The 23278-nt window shown below is 29.6% G+C and carries 22 protein-coding genes; 16 read left to right on the forward strand and 6 right to left on the reverse strand.

Annotated features, from left to right (window positions below; translation table 11 throughout):
- Positions 1-178 precede the first annotated feature (178 nt).
- The gene (locus L3B96_RS13955; RefSeq protein WP_238861464.1) at positions 179-736 is read left to right on the forward strand and encodes an NUDIX hydrolase; all 558 of its coding nucleotides are present in this window, start codon (positions 179-181) and stop codon (positions 734-736) included.
- A 166-nt stretch (positions 737-902) separates the two neighbouring features.
- The gene (locus tag L3B96_RS13960) at positions 903-1430 is read left to right on the forward strand and encodes a 2'-5' RNA ligase family protein (RefSeq protein WP_238861465.1); all 528 of its coding nucleotides are present in this window, start codon (positions 903-905) and stop codon (positions 1428-1430) included.
- 105 nt (positions 1431-1535) lie between these two features.
- Here the strand turns inward: L3B96_RS13960 and L3B96_RS13965 are convergent, their stop codons facing one another.
- Both L3B96_RS13965 and L3B96_RS13970 read right to left on the reverse strand, forming a co-directional pair.
- Positions 1536-2312 carry a YibE/F family protein gene (locus L3B96_RS13965; RefSeq protein ID WP_238861466.1) on the reverse strand — a complete coding sequence of 259 codons (777 nt, stop codon included), beginning with the start codon at positions 2310-2312 and terminating at the stop codon, positions 1536-1538.
- A 4-nt stretch (positions 2313-2316) separates the two neighbouring features.
- Positions 2317-3477: a YibE/F family protein gene (locus tag L3B96_RS13970; RefSeq protein ID WP_238861467.1), complete on the reverse strand. Its 1161-nt coding sequence runs from the start codon at positions 3475-3477 to the stop codon at positions 2317-2319.
- A gap of 297 nt (positions 3478-3774) precedes the next feature.
- Here L3B96_RS13970 and L3B96_RS13975 point away from each other — a divergent pair, with 297 nt between their 5' ends.
- The gene (locus L3B96_RS13975; protein WP_238861469.1) at positions 3775-4797 is read left to right on the forward strand and encodes a hypothetical protein; all 1023 of its coding nucleotides are present in this window, start codon (positions 3775-3777) and stop codon (positions 4795-4797) included.
- Positions 4798-5499: 702 nt separating this feature from the next.
- Positions 5500-6495 (forward strand): ornithine carbamoyltransferase, encoded by a 996-nt coding sequence (gene argF / locus L3B96_RS13980; protein WP_238861470.1) that lies wholly within the window; start codon positions 5500-5502, stop codon positions 6493-6495.
- A gap of 130 nt (positions 6496-6625) precedes the next feature.
- On the opposite strand, the gene L3B96_RS13985 is transcribed toward argF, so the two are convergent.
- Positions 6626-6904, reverse strand: coding sequence for a GNAT family N-acetyltransferase (locus L3B96_RS13985; RefSeq protein ID WP_012058661.1), 279 nt, complete (start codon positions 6902-6904; stop codon positions 6626-6628).
- 626 nt (positions 6905-7530) lie between these two features.
- Between L3B96_RS13985 and L3B96_RS13990 the strand changes: the two genes are divergently transcribed.
- From L3B96_RS13990 to rnfB, 7 genes are all read left to right on the forward strand, one after another.
- The gene (locus L3B96_RS13990) at positions 7531-7941 is read left to right on the forward strand and encodes a SoxR reducing system RseC family protein (protein ID WP_012058662.1); all 411 of its coding nucleotides are present in this window, start codon (positions 7531-7533) and stop codon (positions 7939-7941) included.
- Positions 7942-8120: 179 nt separating this feature from the next.
- A complete protein-coding gene (gene rsxC / locus L3B96_RS13995) occupies positions 8121-9434 on the forward strand; it encodes an electron transport complex subunit RsxC (RefSeq protein WP_012058663.1) in 1314 nt (437 codons plus the stop codon).
- 16 nt (positions 9435-9450) lie between these two features.
- Positions 9451-10488, forward strand: a complete 1038-nt coding sequence (locus L3B96_RS14000; RefSeq protein ID WP_012058664.1) for an RnfABCDGE type electron transport complex subunit D — start codon at positions 9451-9453, stop codon at positions 10486-10488.
- A 4-nt stretch (positions 10489-10492) separates the two neighbouring features.
- Positions 10493-11059 carry an RnfABCDGE type electron transport complex subunit G gene (locus tag L3B96_RS14005; RefSeq protein ID WP_012058665.1) on the forward strand — a complete coding sequence of 189 codons (567 nt, stop codon included), beginning with the start codon at positions 10493-10495 and terminating at the stop codon, positions 11057-11059.
- Between the two features lies 1 nt (position 11060).
- Positions 11061-11684, forward strand: a complete 624-nt coding sequence (rsxE, locus tag L3B96_RS14010) for an electron transport complex subunit RsxE (RefSeq protein WP_012058666.1) — start codon at positions 11061-11063, stop codon at positions 11682-11684.
- The gene (locus L3B96_RS14015) at positions 11684-12259 is read left to right on the forward strand and encodes an RnfABCDGE type electron transport complex subunit A (protein ID WP_012058667.1); all 576 of its coding nucleotides are present in this window, start codon (positions 11684-11686) and stop codon (positions 12257-12259) included. Before rsxE ends, L3B96_RS14015 begins: the two co-directional genes overlap by 1 nt.
- An 18-nt stretch (positions 12260-12277) precedes the next feature.
- Positions 12278-13129 carry an RnfABCDGE type electron transport complex subunit B gene (gene rnfB, locus L3B96_RS14020; RefSeq protein WP_017211713.1) on the forward strand — a complete coding sequence of 284 codons (852 nt, stop codon included), beginning with the start codon at positions 12278-12280 and terminating at the stop codon, positions 13127-13129.
- A 166-nt stretch (positions 13130-13295) separates the two neighbouring features.
- Here rnfB and L3B96_RS14025 read toward each other — a convergent pair whose 3' ends face one another.
- Together L3B96_RS14025 and L3B96_RS14030 are read right to left on the reverse strand one after the other, a co-directional pair.
- Complete coding sequence (locus tag L3B96_RS14025; protein ID WP_238861472.1) at positions 13296-13826, reverse strand: Gx transporter family protein; 531 nt, start codon at positions 13824-13826, stop codon at positions 13296-13298.
- Positions 13819-14208 (reverse strand): NusG domain II-containing protein, encoded by a 390-nt coding sequence (locus L3B96_RS14030; RefSeq protein ID WP_012058670.1) that lies wholly within the window; start codon positions 14206-14208, stop codon positions 13819-13821. Before L3B96_RS14030 ends, L3B96_RS14025 begins: the two co-directional genes overlap by 8 nt.
- Positions 14209-14543: 335 nt before the next feature.
- Between L3B96_RS14030 and L3B96_RS14035 the strand changes: the two genes are divergently transcribed.
- The 5 genes from L3B96_RS14035 (at position 14544) to msrB (ending at position 22143) form a co-directional block, all read left to right on the forward strand.
- Positions 14544-15542: a LacI family DNA-binding transcriptional regulator gene (locus tag L3B96_RS14035; RefSeq protein WP_238861474.1), complete on the forward strand. Its 999-nt coding sequence runs from the start codon at positions 14544-14546 to the stop codon at positions 15540-15542.
- Between the two features lie 271 nt (positions 15543-15813).
- Positions 15814-16650 carry a 5-dehydro-4-deoxy-D-glucuronate isomerase gene (kduI, locus tag L3B96_RS14040; protein WP_012058672.1) on the forward strand — a complete coding sequence of 279 codons (837 nt, stop codon included), beginning with the start codon at positions 15814-15816 and terminating at the stop codon, positions 16648-16650.
- Positions 16651-17128: 478 nt separating this feature from the next.
- Entirely contained in the window at positions 17129-18151 is a 1023-nt protein-coding gene (locus L3B96_RS14045; protein WP_238861476.1) for a 2-keto-3-deoxygluconate permease, read from the forward strand.
- A gap of 439 nt (positions 18152-18590) precedes the next feature.
- On the forward strand, positions 18591-21536 hold the full coding sequence (locus tag L3B96_RS14050; RefSeq protein WP_238861477.1) for an EAL domain-containing protein: 2946 nt from the start codon (positions 18591-18593) through the stop codon (positions 21534-21536).
- A gap of 157 nt (positions 21537-21693) precedes the next feature.
- Positions 21694-22143: a peptide-methionine (R)-S-oxide reductase MsrB gene (gene msrB, locus L3B96_RS14055; protein WP_238861478.1), complete on the forward strand. Its 450-nt coding sequence runs from the start codon at positions 21694-21696 to the stop codon at positions 22141-22143.
- 113 nt (positions 22144-22256) lie between these two features.
- Here msrB and L3B96_RS14060 read toward each other — a convergent pair whose 3' ends face one another.
- A complete protein-coding gene (locus tag L3B96_RS14060) occupies positions 22257-23222 on the reverse strand; it encodes a DUF523 and DUF1722 domain-containing protein (protein ID WP_238861479.1) in 966 nt (321 codons plus the stop codon).
- Positions 23223-23278: the final 56 nt, after the last annotated feature.

Raw genomic sequence — 23278 nt, forward strand, 5'->3', positions numbered from 1 at the left:
ATTAGAGCGCAAAATATAAATAATGACCTATTTAGGGGAATAAGTCATTATTTACACCTTTGTTAGCATTTATATAATTATTAATTATGGGGAGAAATAATAATAATTAAATTACTATCTCAAATATATGGTATAGTAGTTTATAGAATATATAAAATTAGTGAGAGTGAGATAAATTATGGAGTGGATTGATGCAGTAAAGGAATACAATCCCTGTAATGAGCAGGAAATGAAGGATAAGGAAATTATATTAAAGTATTCTAAAATATTTGATGATATTTTAACTAGAGATAATGAAATTATACATATGACAAGTTCAGCATTTGTGATTAATAAAGCTAGAAGCAAGGCTTTAATGGTTCATCACAATATATATAATTCATGGGCATGGACTGGTGGCCACGCTGATGGAGAAAAAGATTTACTTTTTGTTGCTATTAAAGAAGCAGGAGAGGAGACTGGGGTAAAAAAATTAATGCCAGTTAGTAATGAAATAGCTTCAATAGATATTTTACCTGTTTTTGGACATATAAAAAAAGGAAAATTTGTTTCTCCACATTTACATGCTTCTCTAGCATATATTATTGAAGCTGATGAAACTGAAGAACTTATTGTTAAGCCAGATGAAAACAGTGCTGTTAAATGGATACCTATTGATGAAATAAATTTATTTTCTAATGAACTACACATGAAGAAAGTATATGATAAAATAGTTTCTAAGATAAAGAATTTATAGTTATTGAAATATGCAGGGAAATGCCTTCAGCACATAAAATTGATAGGGTAATAATGCTGATAATTATTTACATAATATTTTATTGTAATGAAAAAATAGAATTATGAAGGGGAATCTGATTATAAACTTAATTACAGTAAGTTTGATTATGTAAGGAGAAATAAATATGAGATATGTAATAGTTTCTGTAGTACACGGTGAAGCAGGAGATTTTAATAGTAATTTAAGAAAAGAACTTTTTAAAAATTTTAAAGCAAAATCATCTAAACTTCCTTCACATTTTACAATTAAGGCACCTTTTGAATATGATGATGGAATTACAGATTTAAATAATGTTCTCGATGAATTTATTAAAGTGGAAAAAGCAGAGCTATTTACAATTGATGGATATGATCATTTTAATGATAGGGTAATTTTTATGAAGGTAAATATGTCTAAGGAGGCAAAAGAAGTTCATGATAGGCTAATCGATAAAATGAATGAGATACCGTATGTTAAATTTGATAGAAAAGATGGCAAAAATAAAACTTTCCATGTGACCTTGGCATCAAAGAATTTAAAATCTATTTATGATAAAGTTTGGGATTACATTCATCGATATAATTGTGAGTTTAAGTGTAGCTTCGATAATATAACTATTTATAAATGGGAAGAAGGAACTTGGAAATTATATAAGGAATTTAGATTAAGTTAATTTAACTACAATTGAAGGATATAGAGATAAAAAACTATTTTGTTGTTTAACTATTTAAAAGGATAGATAGACAACAAAATAGTTTTTTATTTTTTAAAACAATTTTTATACGGTCATATTTTTCTTTGAGTGCATGTTTAAAACTAAAAGCCTTGAAGATATTAATGCAGTAATAGGAATTATAAGAATAATACCTATGCCGCAGCTTAAAACTTGAAATACTTCAGAACAAAAAACTTTTTCATTTATAATAGTAGAGATAGGGTAATTGAGTTCATTAAAATATATTATTAATGTCATAAATCCGCTTATGTATGCAAAGAGAAGGGTATTAGTCATAGTTCCTAATATATCTTTGCCAATATTCATTCCAGATTTAAATAAGCTATACTTACTTGACATAGGATCATTCTTATAAATTTCATTCATTGATGATGATATTGATATAGATACATCTATAATTGCTCCCAATAATCCAATTAGAATTTCACATATTACAATTTTTGAAAAGTTCAATTGAACATATAGAGATAGGAATGCAACAGTTTCTGCCTGCTCATTGCTAAAACCTTGTATTTGAGCATTCATACTCATATTATATGTTATAAACATAACTAAGAAAATAACTATTATAACAGATAATAAAGAAGAAAATGTTTTTTTATTAAATCCATTAATAAAAAATAAACTAAAAAAACTAATGAAAATTGCACAAATAAAAGTAACTTTAATAGGATCAATTTTTGCACCAATTAGAATAAGCATAAAGAAAAAAGTAAAGAAATTTAAGATTAAAGTAAAAAATGATTTAATTCCTCTTGTGCCTCCAACAATTGTCATAAGAATAAATAAAATAATTAATAATATTAGTATTATATTCATGATCTTAAGCTTCTCCAATCTTATGTTTTTTTAGAATAGCAATAGAGGTAAAAATTGTTATTGGAATACTTAAAACTATTCCGATGCTTCCAATAAGCGCTCTCATAAATTCTAGAGAAAGATTTATATTTATAATATAAGTTATAGGTAACCCGTTTCTAAGCAGAAGTAATATTATTGGCATACTACCACTTAGATAAGCAAAAACTAATGTATTTGACATTGTTCCCATAATATCTTGTCCAATTTCTCGAGCAGATTTAATTATGGACTTACTATCAATATTAGGATTTTTATCATAAAGCTCATCTATGGCAGAAGATATAGAAATTGCAATATCCATTATTCCACCTAGTGTACCTATAATAAGTTCAATGAAAAATATCTTTTCTGGAGGATGAGTTAGAAACTCCATTTCTTCAAAGTGAATTCCACTCCAATTATTTAACTTAATCACAATACCAGCTATTAGCATTGAGGTTAAAGTACCTGCTAAAGTTCCAATTATGGCGGAAGCTGTTTTTTTATTTTTTCCTGATACTATAAATAAAGAAGCAATTATAAAAAGTATACTTCCTATTATAGAAAGTATAGCTAAGTCATAACCTTTGGAAAATAGACCAATTATTGAAAATACAATTAAAATATTAGCAACAACACTTACTAAGGATTTAAAACCTTTTATTCCTCCAACGAGTAATATCAGAGCTATAAAAATGTTTATCATATAAATAACATATTTGTCCCTCTTTAAATCCAGAATTTTTGCAGAAGTTATTCCATTATTATCGTCACTTTGCAGAGATATAAAAATTTCATCATTTACTTTTAAATCTAAATCGTTAACTTGAGAAAATGATGTTGTATTATTAAGTTCAATGGAATTTCCTTTAAATGTACCATTCATAATAATAGCTTCAATTTTTTGATTTTTCATAGGTTCTATTTTTCCAGTAGAATCTTCTTCTTTAGATTCATTTTCAGTTATTGATGTTATTTTAGCTATTGGATTTCCATATAAATTTTCATTAGTAGAAATAAAAAACAAACTAGCTAAGGATACAACAATTAGAATTAATATAATTAAAACAGTCTTTTTATTAGGTTGTTTACCTGTATTTGCCTCTAATTTAAATAAGCACTTATTTAATAAATTCTTAGTCATACACCTGGATCTCCCTTACAATGGATAATTATAATAAATTGTAAATTTACATTCTAAAAAATTATACTCTTATAAAGTTGTGTAATCAATCATATTATGATCAAAAAATGTAAAGTTACTAATTATTTGATTTTACATAATAAGATAAGGAATTATGGAATTTTTTTATTCTTGTAACATTTTTGACTAAATTCTGTGACAAAACTGTAAAAATTATCTTATATAATTTAAGAAAACATAAGTTAATACAAAAATAATTGGACTATAGAATAACATATTTGAAAGGATGTAATTTAAATGAAAAATAAAAGTATTAAGAGTAAAGTTATGACAGGCGTTATTTTAGCTAGTATGGTAATATCTGCAAGTACAGGAGTATTTGCGGCAGATTCTTCAAATGTTTCAAACAATAAGTCAGCAGTTCAACATAAAGGTAGAGAGAATGCTTTCCAAATAAAACTAGATCCTTTAGTAGCAGCAGGATCAATAACTTCAGATCAAGAAACTGCTATCAAAGAAGCATTAATGCCACAAAGCGGATTTAAAAATGGAGAACATAAGGATTTATTTAAGACTAAATTATCAGATTTAGTGACAGCTGGAACAATAACAGCAGATGATCAGACAGCAATAGAAACAGCATTTAAAGGTGCAAAAGGGAATTTTAAAACAGTTTTAGATAACTTAGTAACAAATGGTACACTAACTTCAGATAAAGAAACAGCAATAGAAAATTCATTAAAGTCAGAAGATAAAAATGAAGGACATAAAGATTTCTTTAAGACTAGATTATCAGATTTAGTGACAGCTGGAACAATAACAGCAGATGATCGGACAGCAATAGAAACAGCATTTAAAGATGCAAGAGGGAATTTTAAAACAGTTTTAGATAACTTAGTAACAAATGGTACACTAACTTCAGACAAAGAGACAGCAATAGAAAATTCATTAAAGTCAGAAGATAAAAATGAAGGACATAAAGATCTCTTTAAGACTAAGCTATCAGATTTAGTGACAGCTGGAACAATAACAGCAGATGAGCAGACAGCAATAGAAACAGCATTTAAAGATGCAAAAGGGAATTTTAAAACAGTTTTAGATAATTTGGTAACAGCTGGAACATTGACCTCAGATAAAGAAACAGCAATAGAGAATGCGTTAAAACTACAAGAAAAGCAATTAGGAGAAAAAGATAAATCTAAAGGAATTGAAAAATATAAAGAGATGATAAAGACTAAATTAGATGGATTAGTAACAGCAGGAACAATAACAACTGATCAAGAAACAACTATAATAGAGGCTCTTACACCTTCTAAATAAAGTTGAATTAATATTAATATGTTATAATATTTAACAGATATCGTATACGGTTATAAAAAATAATAATTAAAGAAGGGAGTATCGCAAAATGGTTATATTTTGATTATAAACGATGCTCTTTTTCGTTCACGACTTGACTTGTTGGAATTCTAAATGAAAAAGTATTATTTAAATATTGAATATAAATAAATAATATCAAAACATTGAATAATAATGCTATTTATTGTATAATTATTCATATAATAAATAATATATGGATTAAATAAAAAATTATTACGTAAATTTAAGTTATATATTGTTTATACATAGATAAACAATTTAAGAATTAGACTTATTAGATGAACATATTTACAAAGTTGCTAAAACTTTAAGCTCATATCTTCACTAGAAATCATAAATATATTTGTGGAGAAAACATTTGAAAATGAGCTGTTAAAGGTTCTTAGCTTTAGGTTGTTCCATTTTAGCTTGTCAAACTGAAAGTTGGAGCATGCTAAAGTGGATACAACCTGCTGCTTAGAACCTTCAGAGATATTTTCATAGCTTTTCGGAATCAAAATATTTATGATTTCGGTAAGTTATTACACAAGTCTAGTTTTAAAGTTGGACATCTATATTATGTATAAACTTATTTACAGTATATATACTAAATAAAATAGATTTTTTATTTATAAAAATATTATAAATAGAAGGAGAATGAGCATGGCAGTAAATTTAAGGGGAAGAAGTTTTTTAAAGTTATTAGATTTTAAACCAGAAGAGATTAGATATCTGTTAGATTTGTCTAAGGAATTAAAAACATTAAAAAGAACTGGAATTTTACATGATAAGCTGAAAGGTAAGAACATAGTATTATTATTTGAAAAGACATCTACAAGAACAAGATGTTCATTTGAAGTGGCTGGAAGAGATTTGGGAATGGGGGTTACATACCTAGATTCAGCAGGATCTCAAATGGGGAAAAAAGAAAGTATAGCAGATACAGCAAGAGTTCTTGGTAGAATGTATGACGGAATAGAGTATAGAGGCTTTAGTCAGGAAATAGTTGAAGAATTGGCTAAGTATGCAGGAGTTCCAGTATGGAATGGATTAACTGATGAATTTCATCCAACTCAAATGATTGCAGACCTTCTAACAATAGAAGAGAAACTTGGAAGACTAAAAGGTGTTAATTTTGTCTATATGGGAGATGCAAGAAATAATATGGGAAACTCTCTCATGGTAGCTTGTGCAAAGATGGGCTTAAATTTCACTGCTTGTGCACCTAAAGAATTATTTCCATCAGAAGAGTTAGTGGAAAAATGTAAGGAGATAGCTCAGGAAGCTGGAGGTACGATAACTTTAATAGAAGATGTTAATAAAGGAACTAAAAATGCAGATGTGATCTATACTGATGTATGGGTATCAATGGGTGAACCAGATGAAGTTTGGGAAAGTCGACTAAAATTGTTGAGCCCATATCAAGTAAACAAGGATGTTATGAATAATGCAAATGAAAACGCAATATTTATGCATTGTTTACCGGCTTACCATGATTTAAAAACTAAAGTGGGAAAAGATGTAGGAGAAAAATTTGGCATGACTGCATTGGAAGTTACGGATGAAGTATTCGAAGGAAAACAATCTGTAGTATTTGACGAAGCAGAAAATAGAATGCATTCTATAAAAGCGATAATGTTAGCAACAATTGGTGCATAAATTATCCAGAATTAATCTTAATTATACAAAAATTATTCACTAAATTAGAGAGAGTTTTCTATAGTAACTCTCTCTAATTAATTTTGATCTATTTTTAAATAAGCAAATATACTCATGAAATGGTAAAATTTTATTTGAACCAAACATCTTCATATTCTTTATGTGAAACAAACTCCTCTTCTGCAAACCAACATTGTGGTATTATCTTTTTGTTATGTTGTCTAGCAAAATCCACGACCCTTTTAACCAGTTGCTGACCGATATTTTTTCCTCTAAGTTCTGGTGATACAAAAGTATGATCAAGTATAATGTTATTTTCTCCACTATCTATATATGTTACTACAGCTTTTATATTATCTTCGTCATCACCGATATAAAATTTATGATTACCTTCCTTAATCTCAACCAAAATAATTCTCCTTTCTATTTCCAAGTAAAGTTCAAATTTATTTATTAAAACTATTATACTTTAATAGTTTATCCAAAAGATAAAAATAATCCACAAAATTTAAAATATTAAAGATTTTATCAAGGAATCTATATGCCGACTCAATTAATTAATAGAGAAACTCAGAATATATATTTTAAATAAAACTGTGAGTTTTATATTTAGTAAAAAATTTATTAAATGTAAAACTATGTTAAAAAAATATCAATTATATAACAAAAATTCAATAAAGAGATTAAAGTTAAATGTGTATTTTTTACACAGTAAAGATAGTCAATTGCTAATTAATGTTTAAATAATAACTTATTTAAACATTAATTAGCAATTTGAATGTTAAAGAATTAACGTCTTAAAAATGTTAATTTAAAAACTATTCTTTAAATTAAAAATATAAAGGTTTATAATAAAACAAAATACCAAATAATTCATTAATTAATAAGGTATTACATTTTATGTATTATATTGAATGCTATGAAAACGTATATTTGTGAGGTGATATATTTATGCTATATTTTTTAACTGGATGAAAGTTAATAGAAACGTATTCGTGTAATAAGTTATAAGCAATTTTAAGGAGTTTGATAACGATGAAAACAGAACAAGGCCTAGTAATTGAGGTGGTTGGAAATTCGGCAAGAATTAAAGTTGGTAGACATAGTGATTGCAAAAACTGTGGTGCTTGCCCGGGAAGCGAAAGCCTAATCTTAGAAGCGAATAATAAAATAGGAGCAAAGCCAGGGCAAAGAGTAATTCTTGAAATAAAAGAAACCAATGTTCTGAGAGCAGCTTTTATTGTATTTATTCTGCCGTTGATTGCTTTATTTATTGGTGTAATGTTAGGAGGGTTTATAGGTCAATATATAGGAGTTAATAAATTTATGTTCCAAGTGATTGGTGGGGTAGTTATATTTGCTTTATCTATTGTTATTGTAAAACATTTCGATAAGGCAAGTGCTGCAAATGAAAAGTCCAAGCCAGTAATTATTCGCATTTTATGATAGATTTATTTCTCGATATTTAAATAAAAAATTGATGAACTATTATTTATTCAAGTATATATTACTCATATTGTAAATATTATTTACTTGTATTATAAATATTATCTTACGAATTATTGTAGTTATGTAAATTTAATTGTAAATAATTTATTCTTAAGAGGTTTGTGAGGCGATTATTAATGTTAAAAAGTTTTCTCGGAGGAATTCATCCGAAAGACAGTAAAAAGTATACTTCTGATAAGGCCATTGAGTTACCACCATTACCTGAAACAGTAACTATTCCTATGAGCCAACATATTGGAGCACCATGTACGCCTATAGTTAAAGTTGGGGATATAGTAAAAAAAGGACAGGTCATAGCAACTAGTGAAGCATTTATGCATAGTCCAATACATTCATCAATATCAGGAAAAGTTACAAGTATTGCAGAAATGCCACATACATCGTTAGTAAAATGCTTATCAGTTGTTATTAAAAGTGATGGGTTAGACGAATGGGTCGATGGAATACCATTAGAACGAGATTGGGAAAATCTTGAGAAGAAAGAAGTTCTTGATATCATAAAAAATGCTGGAATAGTTGGAATGGGTGGTGCTACATTTCCTACACACGTTAAACTTTCTCCAAACAAGGAAGTTGATACATTTATCGTAAATGCTGCTGAATGTGAGCCATACTTGACAGCAGACTATAGAATGATGATTGAATATGCTGACCGTATAGTAACTGGAGTTAAGATAGTTATGAAAACACTAGGAGTTAGCAAAGGAATTATAGGAATAGAAGATAATAAACCAGAAGCAGTAAAAGTTATGAAAGAAGCATTTAAGGGTACATCAGTTGACATTGTAGCTCTACCTACAAAGTATCCTCAAGGTGCAGAAAAGATGCTTATAAAAGTGCTTACAAGTCGAGAAGTTCCATCGGGTGGATTGCCTATGGATGTTGGAGTTGTTGTACAAAATGTTGGTACAGTTATAGCTATTTATGATGCAGTAGTAAATGGCATTCCAATAATTCAAAGAGTTACTACTGTTTCAGGAGATGCAATTAAGGAACCTAAAAATCTATTACTAAGAATAGGAACAAGTTTTAAAGAAGCCATAAGTTATTGTGGTGGATTTAGCAAAACGCCAGAGAAGCTAATTATGGGAGGGCCTATGATGGGAATGGCTCAATTTTCATTAGATGTTCCTGTGATTAAAGGTGTATCTGGAATTCTAGCATTAAGTAAAGATGCCATAAATTCTGGTGAGGAGTCCCCTTGTATAAGATGTGGAAGATGTGTTGAGGCGTGTCCTATGGGTCTAATCCCAAGTATGCTAAGCATATTAGGTGAACGTCATAAATTTAAAGAGGCCAAAGAAGAATATAATTTGCTAAATTGTATTGAATGTGGAAGTTGTGTTTATACATGTCCTGCAAAACGTAACATAGTTCAGTATATAAAATATTCAAAATCACAAAATTTAGCAATGGCACAAAAAAAGTAAAGGAAGAAGGGGTAAAATGAGTTCCGAAATTGGAGTACAAGAAAGTAAAGTGCAAGGAATTAAAGCAAAAGAAGCTGATACACAGGAAAATAGTTTTACTGTATCAGCATCTCCACATATTCGTTGTGATGAATCAATCTCAAAGATAATGTGGAATGTAAACATAGCATTAGCACCAGCTGCTATTTTTTCTATATATTATTTTGGTATCCCTGCATTAATTAACTTAGTTGTTGGTGCAGCTTCAGCAGTTGCTTTTGAATATCTGGTTCAAAAATTCCGCAAAAAGAAGATCACAGCATTTGACGGAAGTGCATTTTTAACTGGATTATTGCTAGCTATGTGCGTGTCCCCAACGTTACCTGTTTATATGATAATAGCGGGTTCGTTTGTAGCCATAGTAATAGCCAAGCATTCTATGGGTGGGCTTGGATATAATATTTTTAATCCGGCTCATATTGGAAGAGCAGCATTAATGGTATCTTGGCCAGTTGCAATGACAACATGGACAAAGATGACAACTTCAGTAGATGTTGTTAGCTCTGCTACACCATTGAACATATTAAAACAACAAGGATATTCTAAATTGATTGAAACTTTTGGTGGCAATACAGAATTGTATAAAGCTATGTTTATTGGCACAAGAAATGGAAGCGCAGGAGAAACTTCAACAATACTTCTTATAATTGGAGGCGCGTATCTTATATATAAGGGATATATAAAATGGCAAGTTCCTGTATGCATGATAGGAACAGTAGGAATAATAACCTGGATTTTCGGACCTTCAGGTTTATTTAGTGGTGATCCTATTTTCCATATGATGGCTGGAGGATTAATTATAGGTGCATTTTTTATGGCGACAGATATGGTTACGGCACCTATAACTTTAAAGGGGCAAATAATTTTTGCAGTGGGAGCTGGACTAATAACATCATTAATTAGATTAATAGGTGGTTATCCAGAAGGCGTTTGCTATTCGCTTTTACTTATGAATGCTGTAACACCACTAATAGATCGTTTTGTAAAGCCAAAACAATTTGGAGCAAGGGGGTAGTAAAATGTCCAATGAACATGCTATTAATAAGGAGTATTCTATTTTTCAGATAGCGATAAATTTAATAATAACTTGCTTGGCATCTGGTTTAATAATAGGACTAGTATATTATGTTACGGCACCGATTGCATCTGAAAAGAGAGAAATATCAAAACAAGAATCTATGAGAGCATTAGTTAGTGATGCCGATAATTTCAAGGCTGTTCCGGATAAGGCCGATTGGTTTACAGCCGAAAAAGGCGGTAAAGTAATTGCATATGTAGTTCCAGGAGAAAGCAGAGGATATGGTGGAGAAATTAAAATGCTTGTAGCTATTACACCAGCAGGAGAAGTAATAGATTATAAGATACTAGCACATAATGAAACTCCAGGTCTAGGAGATAATGCTTCAAAAGAACCTTTTAGAAGTCAATTTAAAGGAAAAAAAGAAGCAAATTTAACTGTAACAAAAGATGCGTCTGATAAGGATGATATTCAAGCTATGACAGGCGCAACCATTTCATCTAGAGCTGTAACATTAGCTGTCAAAAATGCTGTGCATGAAGTAACAGAGTTTGCAGGAGGTAAATAATATGAAGGAAAAGTGGAAAATTTTTAGCAAGGGTTTGTACGATGAAAATCCAATATTTATGTTATGCTTAAGTCTTTGTCCTGCATTAGCTGTTACATCATCAGTGATCAATGGTTTTACTATGGGCTTATGTGTAACCTTCGTTATTACAAGCAATAACGTAGTTGTATCGCTTACAAGAAAATTTGTAAACCCAAAGGTTAGAGTACCAGTTTATATTACATTTATAGCTACTATAGTTACCGTTGTAGAACTTGCATTGCAGGCAATATCACCTGAATTATATAGTGCTCTTGGTATTTATTTAGACTTAGTAGTTGTTTTTGCTATAATACTTGCAAGAGCAGAGGTATTCGCATCAAAAAATAAAGTGTTTCCATCATTCTTAGATGGATTTGGAATGGGATGTGGTTTTACACTAGCTATGCTTTCAATATCTGTAATAAGAGAGCTTTTAGGAAGTGGATCAATTCTTGGGTTTAAAATACTAGGCTCATGGTACAACGCGCCTTTAATTATGATACTACCAGCTGGTGCATTTATACTAATAGGTTATATGATAGGAGCAATAAAGCTCCACAATGCACATAAAGAAGCTAAAAAAATAGAAGGAAGTGAAGCATAATGAGAGAGTATTTTACATTGTTTATAGGTGCGCTACTTGTAAATAATTTTGTTTTAACAAAATTTGTTGGGCTTTGTATATTTTTTGGAGTTTCTAAAAGTTTAGATGCATCAATAGGTATGGGAATGGCAGTTACCTCTGTTATAACTCTAAGTTCAATGTTAGCATGGGTTGTATATAATTTTGTACTTTTGCCATATCATTTGACATTCTTAACAACTATTGTTTTCGTTATACTTATAGCAAGTTTTGTGCAATTATTAGAATTAATTATAAAGAAACAAGCACCTACATTATACAGCATGTGGGGAATATATCTTCTTTTAATAGCAACAAACTGTATTGTATTATCAGTTCCATTATTAAGTGTTGAGTCAAACTACTCGTTTGTAAAAAGTGTAGTGTTCTCAATTGGATCAGGAATGGGATTTGCACTGGCCTTAGTACTTATGGCAAGTTTAAGAGAAAAGCTGGTTTATGCAGATGTGCCAAAACCACTAGAAGGAACAGGAGTTGCTTTTATATTAGCAGGTATGTTGGCATTGGCATTCTTGGGATTTTCAGGAATGATATAAAGGAGATGAGTAAAGATTATGTTTACTGTTATAATGGTTTTAGTGGTCCTTGGAGGAATAGGTGCGGTTTTTGGTTTTATCTTAGCATTTGCAAATAGAAAATTTGCTATGGAGGTGAATCCACTAATTCATGAAGTAGAAGATATTCTTCCTAAAGGACAATGTGGTGCATGCGGCTATGCAGGATGTGCAGCATATGCAGAAGCAGTAGTTATGAAAGATGATGTTCCTCCTAATTTATGCGTTCCAGGAAAGGATGCTGTAGCAAAACTTGTAGCAGAAATTACAGGTAAAAAAGCAGAAGAAGTGGAACCAAGAATAGCTCATGTTAGATGCAAAGGAACAAGTGAAAAAGCAGCATTAAGTTATAAATACAAAGGAGTTCATGATTGTAAGGCGGCAAGCCTAATACAAGGAGGACCAAAAGGATGTAAGCATGGATGTATTGGATTTGGGACTTGCGTAAGCAGTTGTCCTTTTGGAGCTATGACAATGGGAGAAAATGGACTTCCAGTTGTTAATAGAAAAAAATGTACTGGTTGTGGTAAGTGTGAAGAATCATGTCCTAAAAATGTCATTCAAATGATATCAATAAATGCTAGAGTAAAAGTTGATTGTAATTCAAAAGATAAGGGAGCTATTGCTAGAAAGTTATGTAGTGCTGCTTGTATAGGCTGTGGACTTTGTGCAAAGAATTGTAGCTATGGAGCTATTCAAGTTCAAAATAATCTCGCAGTGGTGGATCAGAAAATATGTGCTGAAAAATGTAGTGAAGCAACATGTTTAGCAAAATGTCCAACAGGAGCAATAAAAGTTGCGAATGAATTAATTGCTAATAAAAATTCAGACACAGTAAAAGTTACAATTTAAAATTTACAGTATTTTATATTAAATTATGGTTTAATATAAAATATTTATTAAATGTATAGCCAGTAGAGATGAAAAAATGTGCATTTCTACTGGCTATACATTTTGTAATTAGTGGGGCATTGTAGTAAACGTATGAGAGAATTTTTATTATTAATAGTGATAAAACTCATTGACTAATATTTAAATCATTAAAGAAAGGAAGCTTGGACATATGTTTGAATATAAAATTAGAAGTTATACCAATAAAAATACCTGTACCAATTCCGGCTATAGATAAAATTGGTAAATAAAGTGTAACTGCAATATTTTGAACTATAATTGCGGCTACAATTAATTGTCCTACATTGTGGAAAAATGCTCCAGCAGCACTTACACCTATTATACTAACTTTATCTTTCCAAATATTTTTTACGAAAAGCATTATATAAAAACTAAGCAACGCTCCAGCAGCACCATACATAAGTGTAGAGAGATTTCCACCAAACATAGTTGAAAGAAGAAGCCTTAATATTATAATTAAAAAAACATCTTTTTTATTATTCAATATGTATAATGCTATGACAGTAATTAAATTAGTTAACCCAAGTTTTGCACCAGGTGCAATAAATGGAACGGGAATCATACTTTCAATTGTATACAAAGCCAAAGCTTGTGATACTAGAATACCTATAAATACTATACGAAAAGTTTTATTCATTTAAACACCTCAAACTGTTTGCCATTATATCACTGCTTTTTATTTCAATCATAAGTTTATGTGGAAGACAAACTATAATTTGGCCTGGTTCTGATATAAATCCAGATCTAACGCATATTTTATCCTTGCAATCGGCATCTATTACTTTAATAGATTTATCTTTGACGTCTATTATATTATCACCGTATGAAGTTTTAATATCTATTTGGTCCTCACCTCTATGCTCAGATAGGTTGATTTTCTTATAAAATTTACCGTCTATAGTTATCTCAGCATATGTTCCATTGTAATGTTTGCCCATTATTACCCCAAAAACAAGTTCAGGAATAAGTGATATACATAGTAGAATAACTATTATAATTATATCCCATTTTTTAAACATATTATTTCCTTCTTTAATCTATAAATTTATTATACATTTTTGACAAAAATTTTAAAATATATTATGGTTAATATTGTATATTAAGTTAATTTTTAAATCAAGAAATTAATTATATAAGTTTTAAACAATATAACGTATCCTGAGTATTAAAAATACTCACAAAGCTTGTAATTTACTAATTACTGCTATAAAATAATAAACAAGATTGTGAACACGTGTGTAATTATTGAGCGTAAAAGAAATTATTTATAACCTCTAGCTATATTTGCGTACTAAAAATTAATTCTTTGCTAGAGATAAAAGCGCTTTATTTATTAAAAATTTGGAGGATTAATATGGCTACTACGATTAAAGATATAGCGAAAGCACTAGGAATATCACATTCAACTGTTTCAAGAGTACTGACTGGATCTAAATCTGTAAATGAAAAGACCAAAGAGGCGGTACTTAATGCAGTTAAAGAGCTAAACTATATTCCTAATATGAATGCGAGGAGTTTAAAGATAGATAAAGCTTATAATATTGGTGTATTTTTTTCAACTATAAGTAATGGAACCTCACCATTTGTATTTCAAACTGTTATAAATAATGTGTACAAGAATATAGACAAAAAGTATAATGTCATTGTTAAAGGAATAGATATGTATGAAAAAAATACTATAAATCCTAAAAATTATGATGGAATACTAGTAGTAAGTCAAAAAATAGATGATGATGATTTTATTAGAGAAATATTAGAGAAAGAGATACCTATTGTAGTCATAAATAGAAAGGTAAATCATGATGTTATAAATGTATATACAGATGAGAGTGTTGGGGTGTATAAGGGAGTAGAGGAATTAATAAAAAATGGTCATAAGGATATTGCAATAATAGAAGGAGCAATCAATTTCGATTCAACTAAAATGAGGCGAGAGGGATACTTAAAAGCTTTCAATAACTATAATATTAAATTGGACAAAAATCTGGTGCTAAATGGGAACTTTACTGTCAAAAGTGGATATGAAAAAGCTAATGAATTAATAGAAATGAATGAAAAGTTTTCAGCTATATTTGCTTTTAATGATGAAATGGCAACTGGGGCAATAAAAGCTATTACAGAGCATGGATTAAGGGTTCCAGAAGATATTTCAATACTAGGATTTGATGGGAATGAAATTGGCAGATTTATTACTCCAAGTATTACAACAATTAAAAGGCCTATGGGAGAAATAGCAAGAATTGCCACTGACTTACTTTTAAGATTGCTAAATAATGAACGAGATATAACAACTAAGAAAATATATATAGAATCAGAATTGGAACTAGGTAATTCAATTAAAGATTTAAATTAGAATAAATTATATAAAGCTATAGTGAAGCAAAAGTTTTCCTCACTATAGCTTTAAAATTTAATTCAAAATGAGAATAAAAAACTATTGCAAATATTTACATAAGCGTATATACTTGTATTAAGAAATAGGGAACACGTGTGCAAAGGAATTACATAATATTAAGGTTAGGAATTTTAGTAAAACCTTCTTGATAAAATGTATATATAAACTTTGAATATTTTTTTACTCAATTAGGAACACGTGTGCCTAAAAATTATAAGGAGAGAATATTATGAAAATGGAAATTCGATACTCAAATCATCCAGAAGACTCTAAACGCTATGATACAGAAACTTTAAGAAAACACTATTTAGTTGAGAAAGTATTTGTAGATGGAGAAGTGAATTTAGTTTATAGCCATAATGATAGGATCATATTTGGAGGAATTACACCAGTAAAAGAAGCATTAAAGCTTGGAGCGTCTAAAGAATTAGGAACAGATTACTTTTTGGAAAGAAGAGAACTTGGAGTTATTAATGTAGGTGGAGAAGGAACAATTATAGCGGATGGAGTAGAATATAATCTAAATTATAGAGATGGATTATATGTTGGACAAGGCACTAAAAATATAGAATTCAAATCAGCTGATGGAAAAAATCCAGCTAAGTTTTATATAAATTCTGCGCCAGCGCTTAAATCATATCCAACAGTAAAAATAGATTTAGAAAAAGCTAATAAGATAAAATGTGGCGATGAAATAAACATGAATAAAAGAACAATAAACCAATATATTCATCCTGCAGTATGTGAAAGCTGTCAATTAGTAATGGGATTAACAATACTTGAGCCAGGAAGTGGATGGAATACAATGCCATGTCATACTCATGAAAGACGTATGGAAGTATATTTATATCTTGATGTACCTGAAGATCAAGCAGTAATTCATTTTATGGGTGAAGGACAAGAAACAAGGCATATAGTAATGAAGAATGAGCAAGCAGTAATTTCACCAAGCTGGTCAATTCATTCAGGCATTGGAACTCAGAATTATTCATTTATATGGGGAATGTGTGGAGAGAATATAACATTTGATGATATGGATAACATAAGAATCCAAGACTTGAAATAATATAATTAATACTAACATAATCAAAAGAACAAGTTTCTGCATACTAATTACTAAATTGCAGTTATAATTATATAGTTTAAAAATGATGAGACATAGTTCTAACTAATATGGTAATAGTTAAACGCAGAAACTTTATTATGGAAGGATAGTTTTAAGAAAATACCATAGTACATGTATGATTATCTTAAAACTATTGCACATACGATACTATAAAAATTTAAATACAAATGATAGGTTGGTATTTTTAATGTAGAAATAAATTTAAAATATAGTAAGTTAAAGGAGGGATGAAAATATAGCAATATATAAGTAAACTAGTTATATAGTCATTGAAAACGTTGTGATGACTTAAATCTAATGGAATTTATTTTGGTGGTTTTTACAAAAAGATTAGTATGAATAATGTTGTGTTATGAGTATATCAATACAAATGAAACAGTTATGAGAGTTAAACTATAGTATTTAAGGAGTTGTTATTATGAAAATTAAACAAAATATTGAGAAAGTTCCTGGAGGTTTAATGATAGTGCCTTTATTTCTTGGAACATTACTTAAAACGCTTTCACCAGATGTTAATAAGTTTTTTGGAGGATTTACGGGTAATTTTTTAACTGGAACATCTGTTATTCTATTCATATTTTTTTTCTGCATAGGAACAACTATTGATCTACGGACATCAGGTTATATTGCAAAGAAAGGCATTTCATTATTAATAGGAAAGGTTTTATTTGCTTCATTATTAGGAGTACTAATGTCCCATATATTTCCGGCTAATGGAATACAAACAGGAATCTTATCTGGACTTTCAGTTTTAGCAGTTATTGCTGCATTTAATGAGACAAATGGTGGGCTTTATCTAGCATTAATGACGACTCTTGGAAGAAAAGAAGATGCTGCTGGATTTCCGTTTATAAGTATAGAATCTGGACCTTTCATGACAATGGTGGCTATGGGTATTGCAGGAATTGCCTCATTTCCTTGGCAAACATTAGTTTCTACATTGATTCCTTTTGCATTGGGTATTGCTCTTGGAACTTTGGATCATGATTTTCGTAAAATGTTTGCTCCAGTTGTTCCGGCTTTGATTCCATTTTTTGCATTTACTTTAGGATTTAGCTTAAACTTTGGGATGATTATTCAATCAGGATTTATGGGAATTATAATGGGAGTTGCAGTGGTAGCACTTTCAGGTGGATTATTATCCCTTATTGATAGATATTTAACCGGATCTGATGGTGTTGCAGGTTGGGCAGCATCATCAACTGCTGGTGCTGCTGTTGCGGTTCCTTATGCTATAGCACAAGCAAATGCACAATTTGAACCAGTTGCAGCTTCAGCTACAGCAATTATCGCAACAAGTGTATTAGTAACATCAATATTAACTCCTATTGTAACTATGTGGTTTGAAAAAAGAGCACGGGCTAAGGGATTACCAATTAAGCCATCTAAGTATAATAAAAATAAAGAAGTTAAGAGTAGTTTAAGTGAAATTTCTGCATAAAAGATGTTAAATAAATTTATTCAAAAGCTGTAGGCATAGATTTGGCCTGCAGCCTTTTTATTCTTTAGAAATTTATATTCCAGTAAAATCAGTGGACGAGGTACTCCTTGAGGGTATAACTTAAAAAAGGTTGATTGGATAGTTTGGGTATTTAATACAGAAAAAATTATATATATATTGTGATCATAAATTTATAGTTAAAATTTTGGTTAGATAAGTACTTAGTTAGGACAAAATATAGAAATTCGATTTCAACATATAGATTTCAATTAAGAGAGCTATAATTTATCAGTATGAAGATAGGTAGCTAAAGAATTGAAATTATTAAGTATAAATGGTAAAATATATATTAATATCATTATCTAGCATTGATTTTTATATTAGTGAAAAAGGTCCTAAATTAGAAAATATACAAATTAAATAATCAAGGAGCATTGCTATGAAGCTTACTTTTAGATTAAAACTATTCTTTTATTTTGTAGGAATTATATTGTCTATATCTATTCCAATTGCACTAATAACTTATAATTATATGTATAAATCCCTTAAAGAGCATCTATTTTCAAGCGCTAAAGCCCAAATGGTGCAGGTTGATAACAACTTTTCTAACATGTTAGGGCAAATAAAGTACAATGCTAAGTTTCTTGCAACTTATTCAGATGCAAAAAAAGCAGACCAATCTATTTCAGCTCTATTTAATATTCCTGATATTGCGATAAATAAAAAATATTCAAAACAAATACCTGGGATAGAGAGTACTATATATAATGTGCTTGAGGCTTATGGAACATCTCATCCAGAAACAACTTATGTGTACATTGGTACTAAATGGGGAGGATATATTCAATGGCCTGATGGATTAAGTACTAATACATTTGATCCAAGGACAAGACCATGGTATTCTTTGGCATTATCAAATCAAGATGAAGTGGTAATTTCAGATCCATACGTTTCGGCAGTTGATAATTCCAAAAGTGTAATTATAAGTGCGTCAACAACAGTAAAAAATGAAGATGGAAGCATTGTTGGAGTTATGGGTATAGATTTAAGTTTGGAAAAGTTATCTGAAATAATAAGAAATATTAGGATTGGAGATACAGGCTATGTTTTTCTTTATTTAAAAGATGGAACTATGTTAGCTCACCCAGATATAGATTTAAACTTTAAAAATATCTTACATTTAAATCAGTTAGGTTATACATATTCTCAAACAGATGAAGCTTCAAAATTTTCATTTGATAACTATGATAAATTTATAGATTTGGATAATGGAAGTTTTGAAACTTATATAAATGGAGATCCTGTTTTAGTTAATGTTTATACATGTAAGGATACTGGTTGGAAGATGGCTTCAGTTATACCAAAAAGTGAATTGGAAAGCAAAGCTAGCAAGATGGGATATTTAATAATTATGATAACAGTGGGTGTTTCATTTCTTGCTATTTTCGTTACACTCATTGTTACTAAGAAGGTAACAAAACCGATTACAGAATTAGTTCCTTTAATGCAAGCGGCTGGAAATGGGGATTTATCAGTAAAAGCTAGTATTAATTCAAATGACGAGTTTGGAAAATTAGGAAGATCTTTCAATTTGATGATTGGTAAGTTACGTTCAAGCTATGAGGAATTATCATCAGTTTATGAGGAATTGCTGGCGACAGAAGAAGAATTAAGAGTACAATATAACGAATTACAACAAAATGAGGAAGCACTTAGAGTTAGTGAAGAAAAATACAAACTCGCACTAGAATGTGCAAATGACTCGATTTGGGAATGGAATTTAGTTACAGATACATTCTTTGCTTCTGATAAATTAATTGATATTACTGGATACAAGTTGGATGAGATAAATAATTTGAGAAACTTTGTGTATGAGAATGTTCATTCAGATGATCTTGATAAAGTGAAAAAAGATTTCAAAAATCATATTGATCAGCTTACAGATGTTTATAGCTCTGAATTTAGAATAAGAACTAAGAGCAGTTCGTACGTTTGGATTCTCTCTTGTGGTAAAGCGTTAAGAAATTCTGAAGGAAAAGTTATAAAAATAACTGGTTCTATTAGAGATATTTCTGAAAGAAAGATTTCAGAGGATAGAATAAAATTCATGGCGTTTTATGATTCTTTAACAAAACTTCCTAATAGGACATTGTTTATGAATAGGCTAAATGAACAACTACAATTATCTAATTACGCCAATAAACAAGGAATTGTATTTTTTATAGATCTAGATAATTTTAAGAATATAAATGATACTATGGGACACGAGTATGGCGATAAATTGCTAATAAGTTTAGCAAAACAGTTTGAAAATTTAATCGAAGAAAAAGATACAATATCTAGACTTGGTGGAGATGAATTTATATTACTTCATCCTGATTCAAAAGAAGACGAAATACAAACTTATGCAAACAAGCTATTAGGTTTGTTCGATAAAGTATTTAAAATTGATAACAAGCATATGTATATAACTGCAAGTGTTGGAATAGCTTTGTATCCTAAAGATGGAAGGGATAGTAGTACAATTTTAAGAAATGCAGATGCCGCTATGTACAGGGCAAAGGAATTAGGTAAAAATAGATTTTCACTTTTCGATCCAGAAATGTATCTAAGTCTTGAACGAAAGACTAGCATAGAAAGAATATTAAGGACGGCAGTTGATAATAATGAACTTATCATTAACTATCAACCTCAGTATGATTTACAGGCTAATAAAATATTTGGCTTTGAAGCATTACTTAGATTAAATAGTAGGGAACTTGGTTTTATATCCCCTGCAGAGTTTATTCCAATAGCAGAGGAATGTGGATATATCACACAATTAACTTTATGGGTGCTTAAGGAATCTTGCAGACAAAGTGCTAAGTGGTTTGAAGCAGGCTATAAATTTAATAGCATAAGCGTTAACATCTCATCAGTTGATTTACAAGAGACAAATTTCTTAGATAATGTTAAAGAAATTATTGAAAGTTCATCTGTTAATCCGAATATGATTGAACTTGAGATTACTGAAACTGTTCTTATGAAATCATTTGATTCTAGTATTGGAATATTAAAGAAATTAATGGACATGGGAATTAGAATTGCGCTTGATGACTTTGGCACGGGATATTCATCATTAAGCTATCTTAGAAGAATTCCTATAAATACATTAAAGATTGATAAATCATTTATAGACAATATTTCTTCAAATAAGAAAGAAGAAGCGATTATAAAAAATATTATTCAAATGGCACATAGTATGGAATTAAAAGTTATTGCTGAAGGAGTTGAGACTGAAGGTCAGCTTTTAATACTTGAAAGAATGAAATGTGATTATATTCAAGGGTATTATTTTAGCAAGCCTCTTCTTGCTAATCAACTTGAAGAATTACTAGAAAAATAGAAAAGTGAATAAGTATGATTACATTTAAGGTGTTAAAATATAAGGGTCACATATAAGTATAAGATTCCTATAAATGAATTTGTATTATTCATTTGTCACATAATATTAATAAGTATACAGAAATAAATAATTTCAAAAGAGAACAGGGAGGAAACAAATGAATCAAGAATATGTAAAAAAATCCAATGAAGAATTAAAGATGAGTCTGACAGATGAACAATATAGAATTACACAAGAAAATGGTACAGAAGCTCCATTTTCTAATGAATATGATAATCAGTTTGAAAAGGGGATTTATGTAGATATAACTACGGGTGAGCCATTGTTTGTATCAACCGATAAATTCAACTCTGGGTGTGGCTGGCCTGCATTTTCCAAGCCAATAGATAGAAAGGTAATAAAAGAAAAAATGGATAAAAGTCATGGCATGGTAAGAACGGAGGTTCGAAGCAGTACTGGTGATGCACATCTAGGACATGTATTTACTGATGGACCCGAAGATATAGGAGGTTTAAGATACTGTATAAACTCAGCAGCACTTAAGTTTATCCCAAAAGACAAGATGAAGGAAGAAGGTTATGAAGAATATTTAGATAAGATACTATAATAGTAGTATCATCATCATGATATTAATTATAAGTAACTTTAAGAGAATCAATAAAGCTAATATTTTTTAACGGCGGTAAATGTATCGCCGTTAAAATTTAATCAAAAATTGAATTATATTTCTATCTTTTCTGAATCTTCTAATACAATCAAATCTTCTGGGTAAGGATTAAAATAAGTTTGTTTCAAAAGGTAATCAATATTAAATCTAACTACATAGGATTTGACTAAAAGCATAGGAGACATTATTGTAAGTTTTTTCATCTTGTATTTTTCTAAGGAATCAAGTAATAATTGAGTTTCTTCATTAGTTATGTATTTTGAAAAATATCCCATAGCATGCATTAGAACATTTATATTATTTGTATACTTAGGAAGTTTTTCAAATGCCAAATTCAAATTCTTCTCATATTCAGCTATAATACTTTTTATATCATTATTTTCACCATTTGCTGTAATTCTACCTAAGATTTTAGTATACTTTTGGCTATTTGCCATGAGTAGTAATTTATTTCTACATTGAAAATGTATTAATTCATTAAGTGAATTAGATTCCTTGACTTTTCTAAAATCTGCATTAATAAAAATTCTTGTAAGAAAATTATCTCGAATTCTATAATTATGTAATCTGCCTTCATCTTCTATTGGTGTATAAGGAAATTTTTCTTTAATCTTATTTCCAAATATTCCGGCACCTCTTGTGCTTCCTGTAACCTTAGCTGTGCCATTATAAATTTTTACATTTTTATGTCCACAGGAAGGTGAACCGCTTTTTAAGAGAAAACCGTCTATATTACTTAAATTTTTCAAATATGATTCTGAAAACTCAACCATTTCTTTTGTGAATTCTTTTCCTTCTTTAGGCTCATATAATTTCAATTCATTATTTTCAGAGACAACTCTAATTGTTGGTCGTGGAACTTTAAGTCCTATAGAAGTTTCTGGACAAACATTTATAATATTAACAAAAGGTTTCAATTTTTCAACAAATGCATCAGTTATCATTTGTCCATTGTAACGACAGGCTTCGAAACCTAAACATTTACTAAAAAATACATTTGGTTTAAATAAATCACCCATGAAAACACTCCTTTTTTCATTTTACTTATAATATTATCATTTTATAAGTAAGTAAT

Source organism: Clostridium sp. YIM B02569 (genome assembly GCF_022320765.1).
GTDB lineage: Bacteria > Bacillota > Clostridia > Clostridiales > Clostridiaceae > Clostridium > Clostridium beijerinckii.

Bases quoted from the DNA above. Each gene is read 5' to 3' on its own strand.
- L3B96_RS13960 (WP_238861465.1), top strand. From the start codon at position 903: ATGAGATATGTAATAGTTTCTGTAGTACACGGTGAAGCAGGAGATTTT.
- L3B96_RS13970 (WP_238861467.1), bottom strand. From the start codon at position 3,477: ATGACTAAGAATTTATTAAATAAGTGCTTATTTAAATTAGAGGCAAAT.
- L3B96_RS13990 (WP_012058662.1), top strand. From the start codon at position 7,531: ATGAAAACAGAACAAGGCCTAGTAATTGAGGTGGTTGGAAATTCGGCA.
- L3B96_RS14025 (WP_238861472.1), bottom strand. From the start codon at position 13,826: ATGAATAAAACTTTTCGTATAGTATTTATAGGTATTCTAGTATCACAA.
- L3B96_RS14045 (WP_238861476.1), top strand. From the start codon at position 17,129: ATGAAAATTAAACAAAATATTGAGAAAGTTCCTGGAGGTTTAATGATA.
- rsxE (WP_012058666.1), top strand. From the start codon at position 11,061: ATGAAGGAAAAGTGGAAAATTTTTAGCAAGGGTTTGTACGATGAAAAT.
- L3B96_RS13965 (WP_238861466.1), bottom strand. From the start codon at position 2,312: ATGAATATAATACTAATATTATTAATTATTTTATTTATTCTTATGACA.
- L3B96_RS14060 (WP_238861479.1), bottom strand. From the start codon at position 23,222: ATGGGTGATTTATTTAAACCAAATGTATTTTTTAGTAAATGTTTAGGT.
- L3B96_RS14050 (WP_238861477.1), top strand. From the start codon at position 18,591: ATGAAGCTTACTTTTAGATTAAAACTATTCTTTTATTTTGTAGGAATT.
- argF (WP_238861470.1), top strand. From the start codon at position 5,500: ATGGCAGTAAATTTAAGGGGAAGAAGTTTTTTAAAGTTATTAGATTTT.
- L3B96_RS14035 (WP_238861474.1), top strand. From the start codon at position 14,544: ATGGCTACTACGATTAAAGATATAGCGAAAGCACTAGGAATATCACAT.
- L3B96_RS14000 (WP_012058664.1), top strand. From the start codon at position 9,451: ATGAGTTCCGAAATTGGAGTACAAGAAAGTAAAGTGCAAGGAATTAAA.
- L3B96_RS14015 (WP_012058667.1), top strand. From the start codon at position 11,684: ATGAGAGAGTATTTTACATTGTTTATAGGTGCGCTACTTGTAAATAAT.
- kduI (WP_012058672.1), top strand. From the start codon at position 15,814: ATGAAAATGGAAATTCGATACTCAAATCATCCAGAAGACTCTAAACGC.
- msrB (WP_238861478.1), top strand. From the start codon at position 21,694: ATGAATCAAGAATATGTAAAAAAATCCAATGAAGAATTAAAGATGAGT.
- rnfB (WP_017211713.1), top strand. From the start codon at position 12,278: ATGTTTACTGTTATAATGGTTTTAGTGGTCCTTGGAGGAATAGGTGCG.
- rsxC (WP_012058663.1), top strand. From the start codon at position 8,121: ATGTTAAAAAGTTTTCTCGGAGGAATTCATCCGAAAGACAGTAAAAAG.
- L3B96_RS14030 (WP_012058670.1), bottom strand. From the start codon at position 14,208: ATGTTTAAAAAATGGGATATAATTATAATAGTTATTCTACTATGTATA.
- L3B96_RS13975 (WP_238861469.1), top strand. From the start codon at position 3,775: ATGAAAAATAAAAGTATTAAGAGTAAAGTTATGACAGGCGTTATTTTA.
- L3B96_RS14005 (WP_012058665.1), top strand. From the start codon at position 10,493: ATGTCCAATGAACATGCTATTAATAAGGAGTATTCTATTTTTCAGATA.
- L3B96_RS13955 (WP_238861464.1), top strand. From the start codon at position 179: ATGGAGTGGATTGATGCAGTAAAGGAATACAATCCCTGTAATGAGCAG.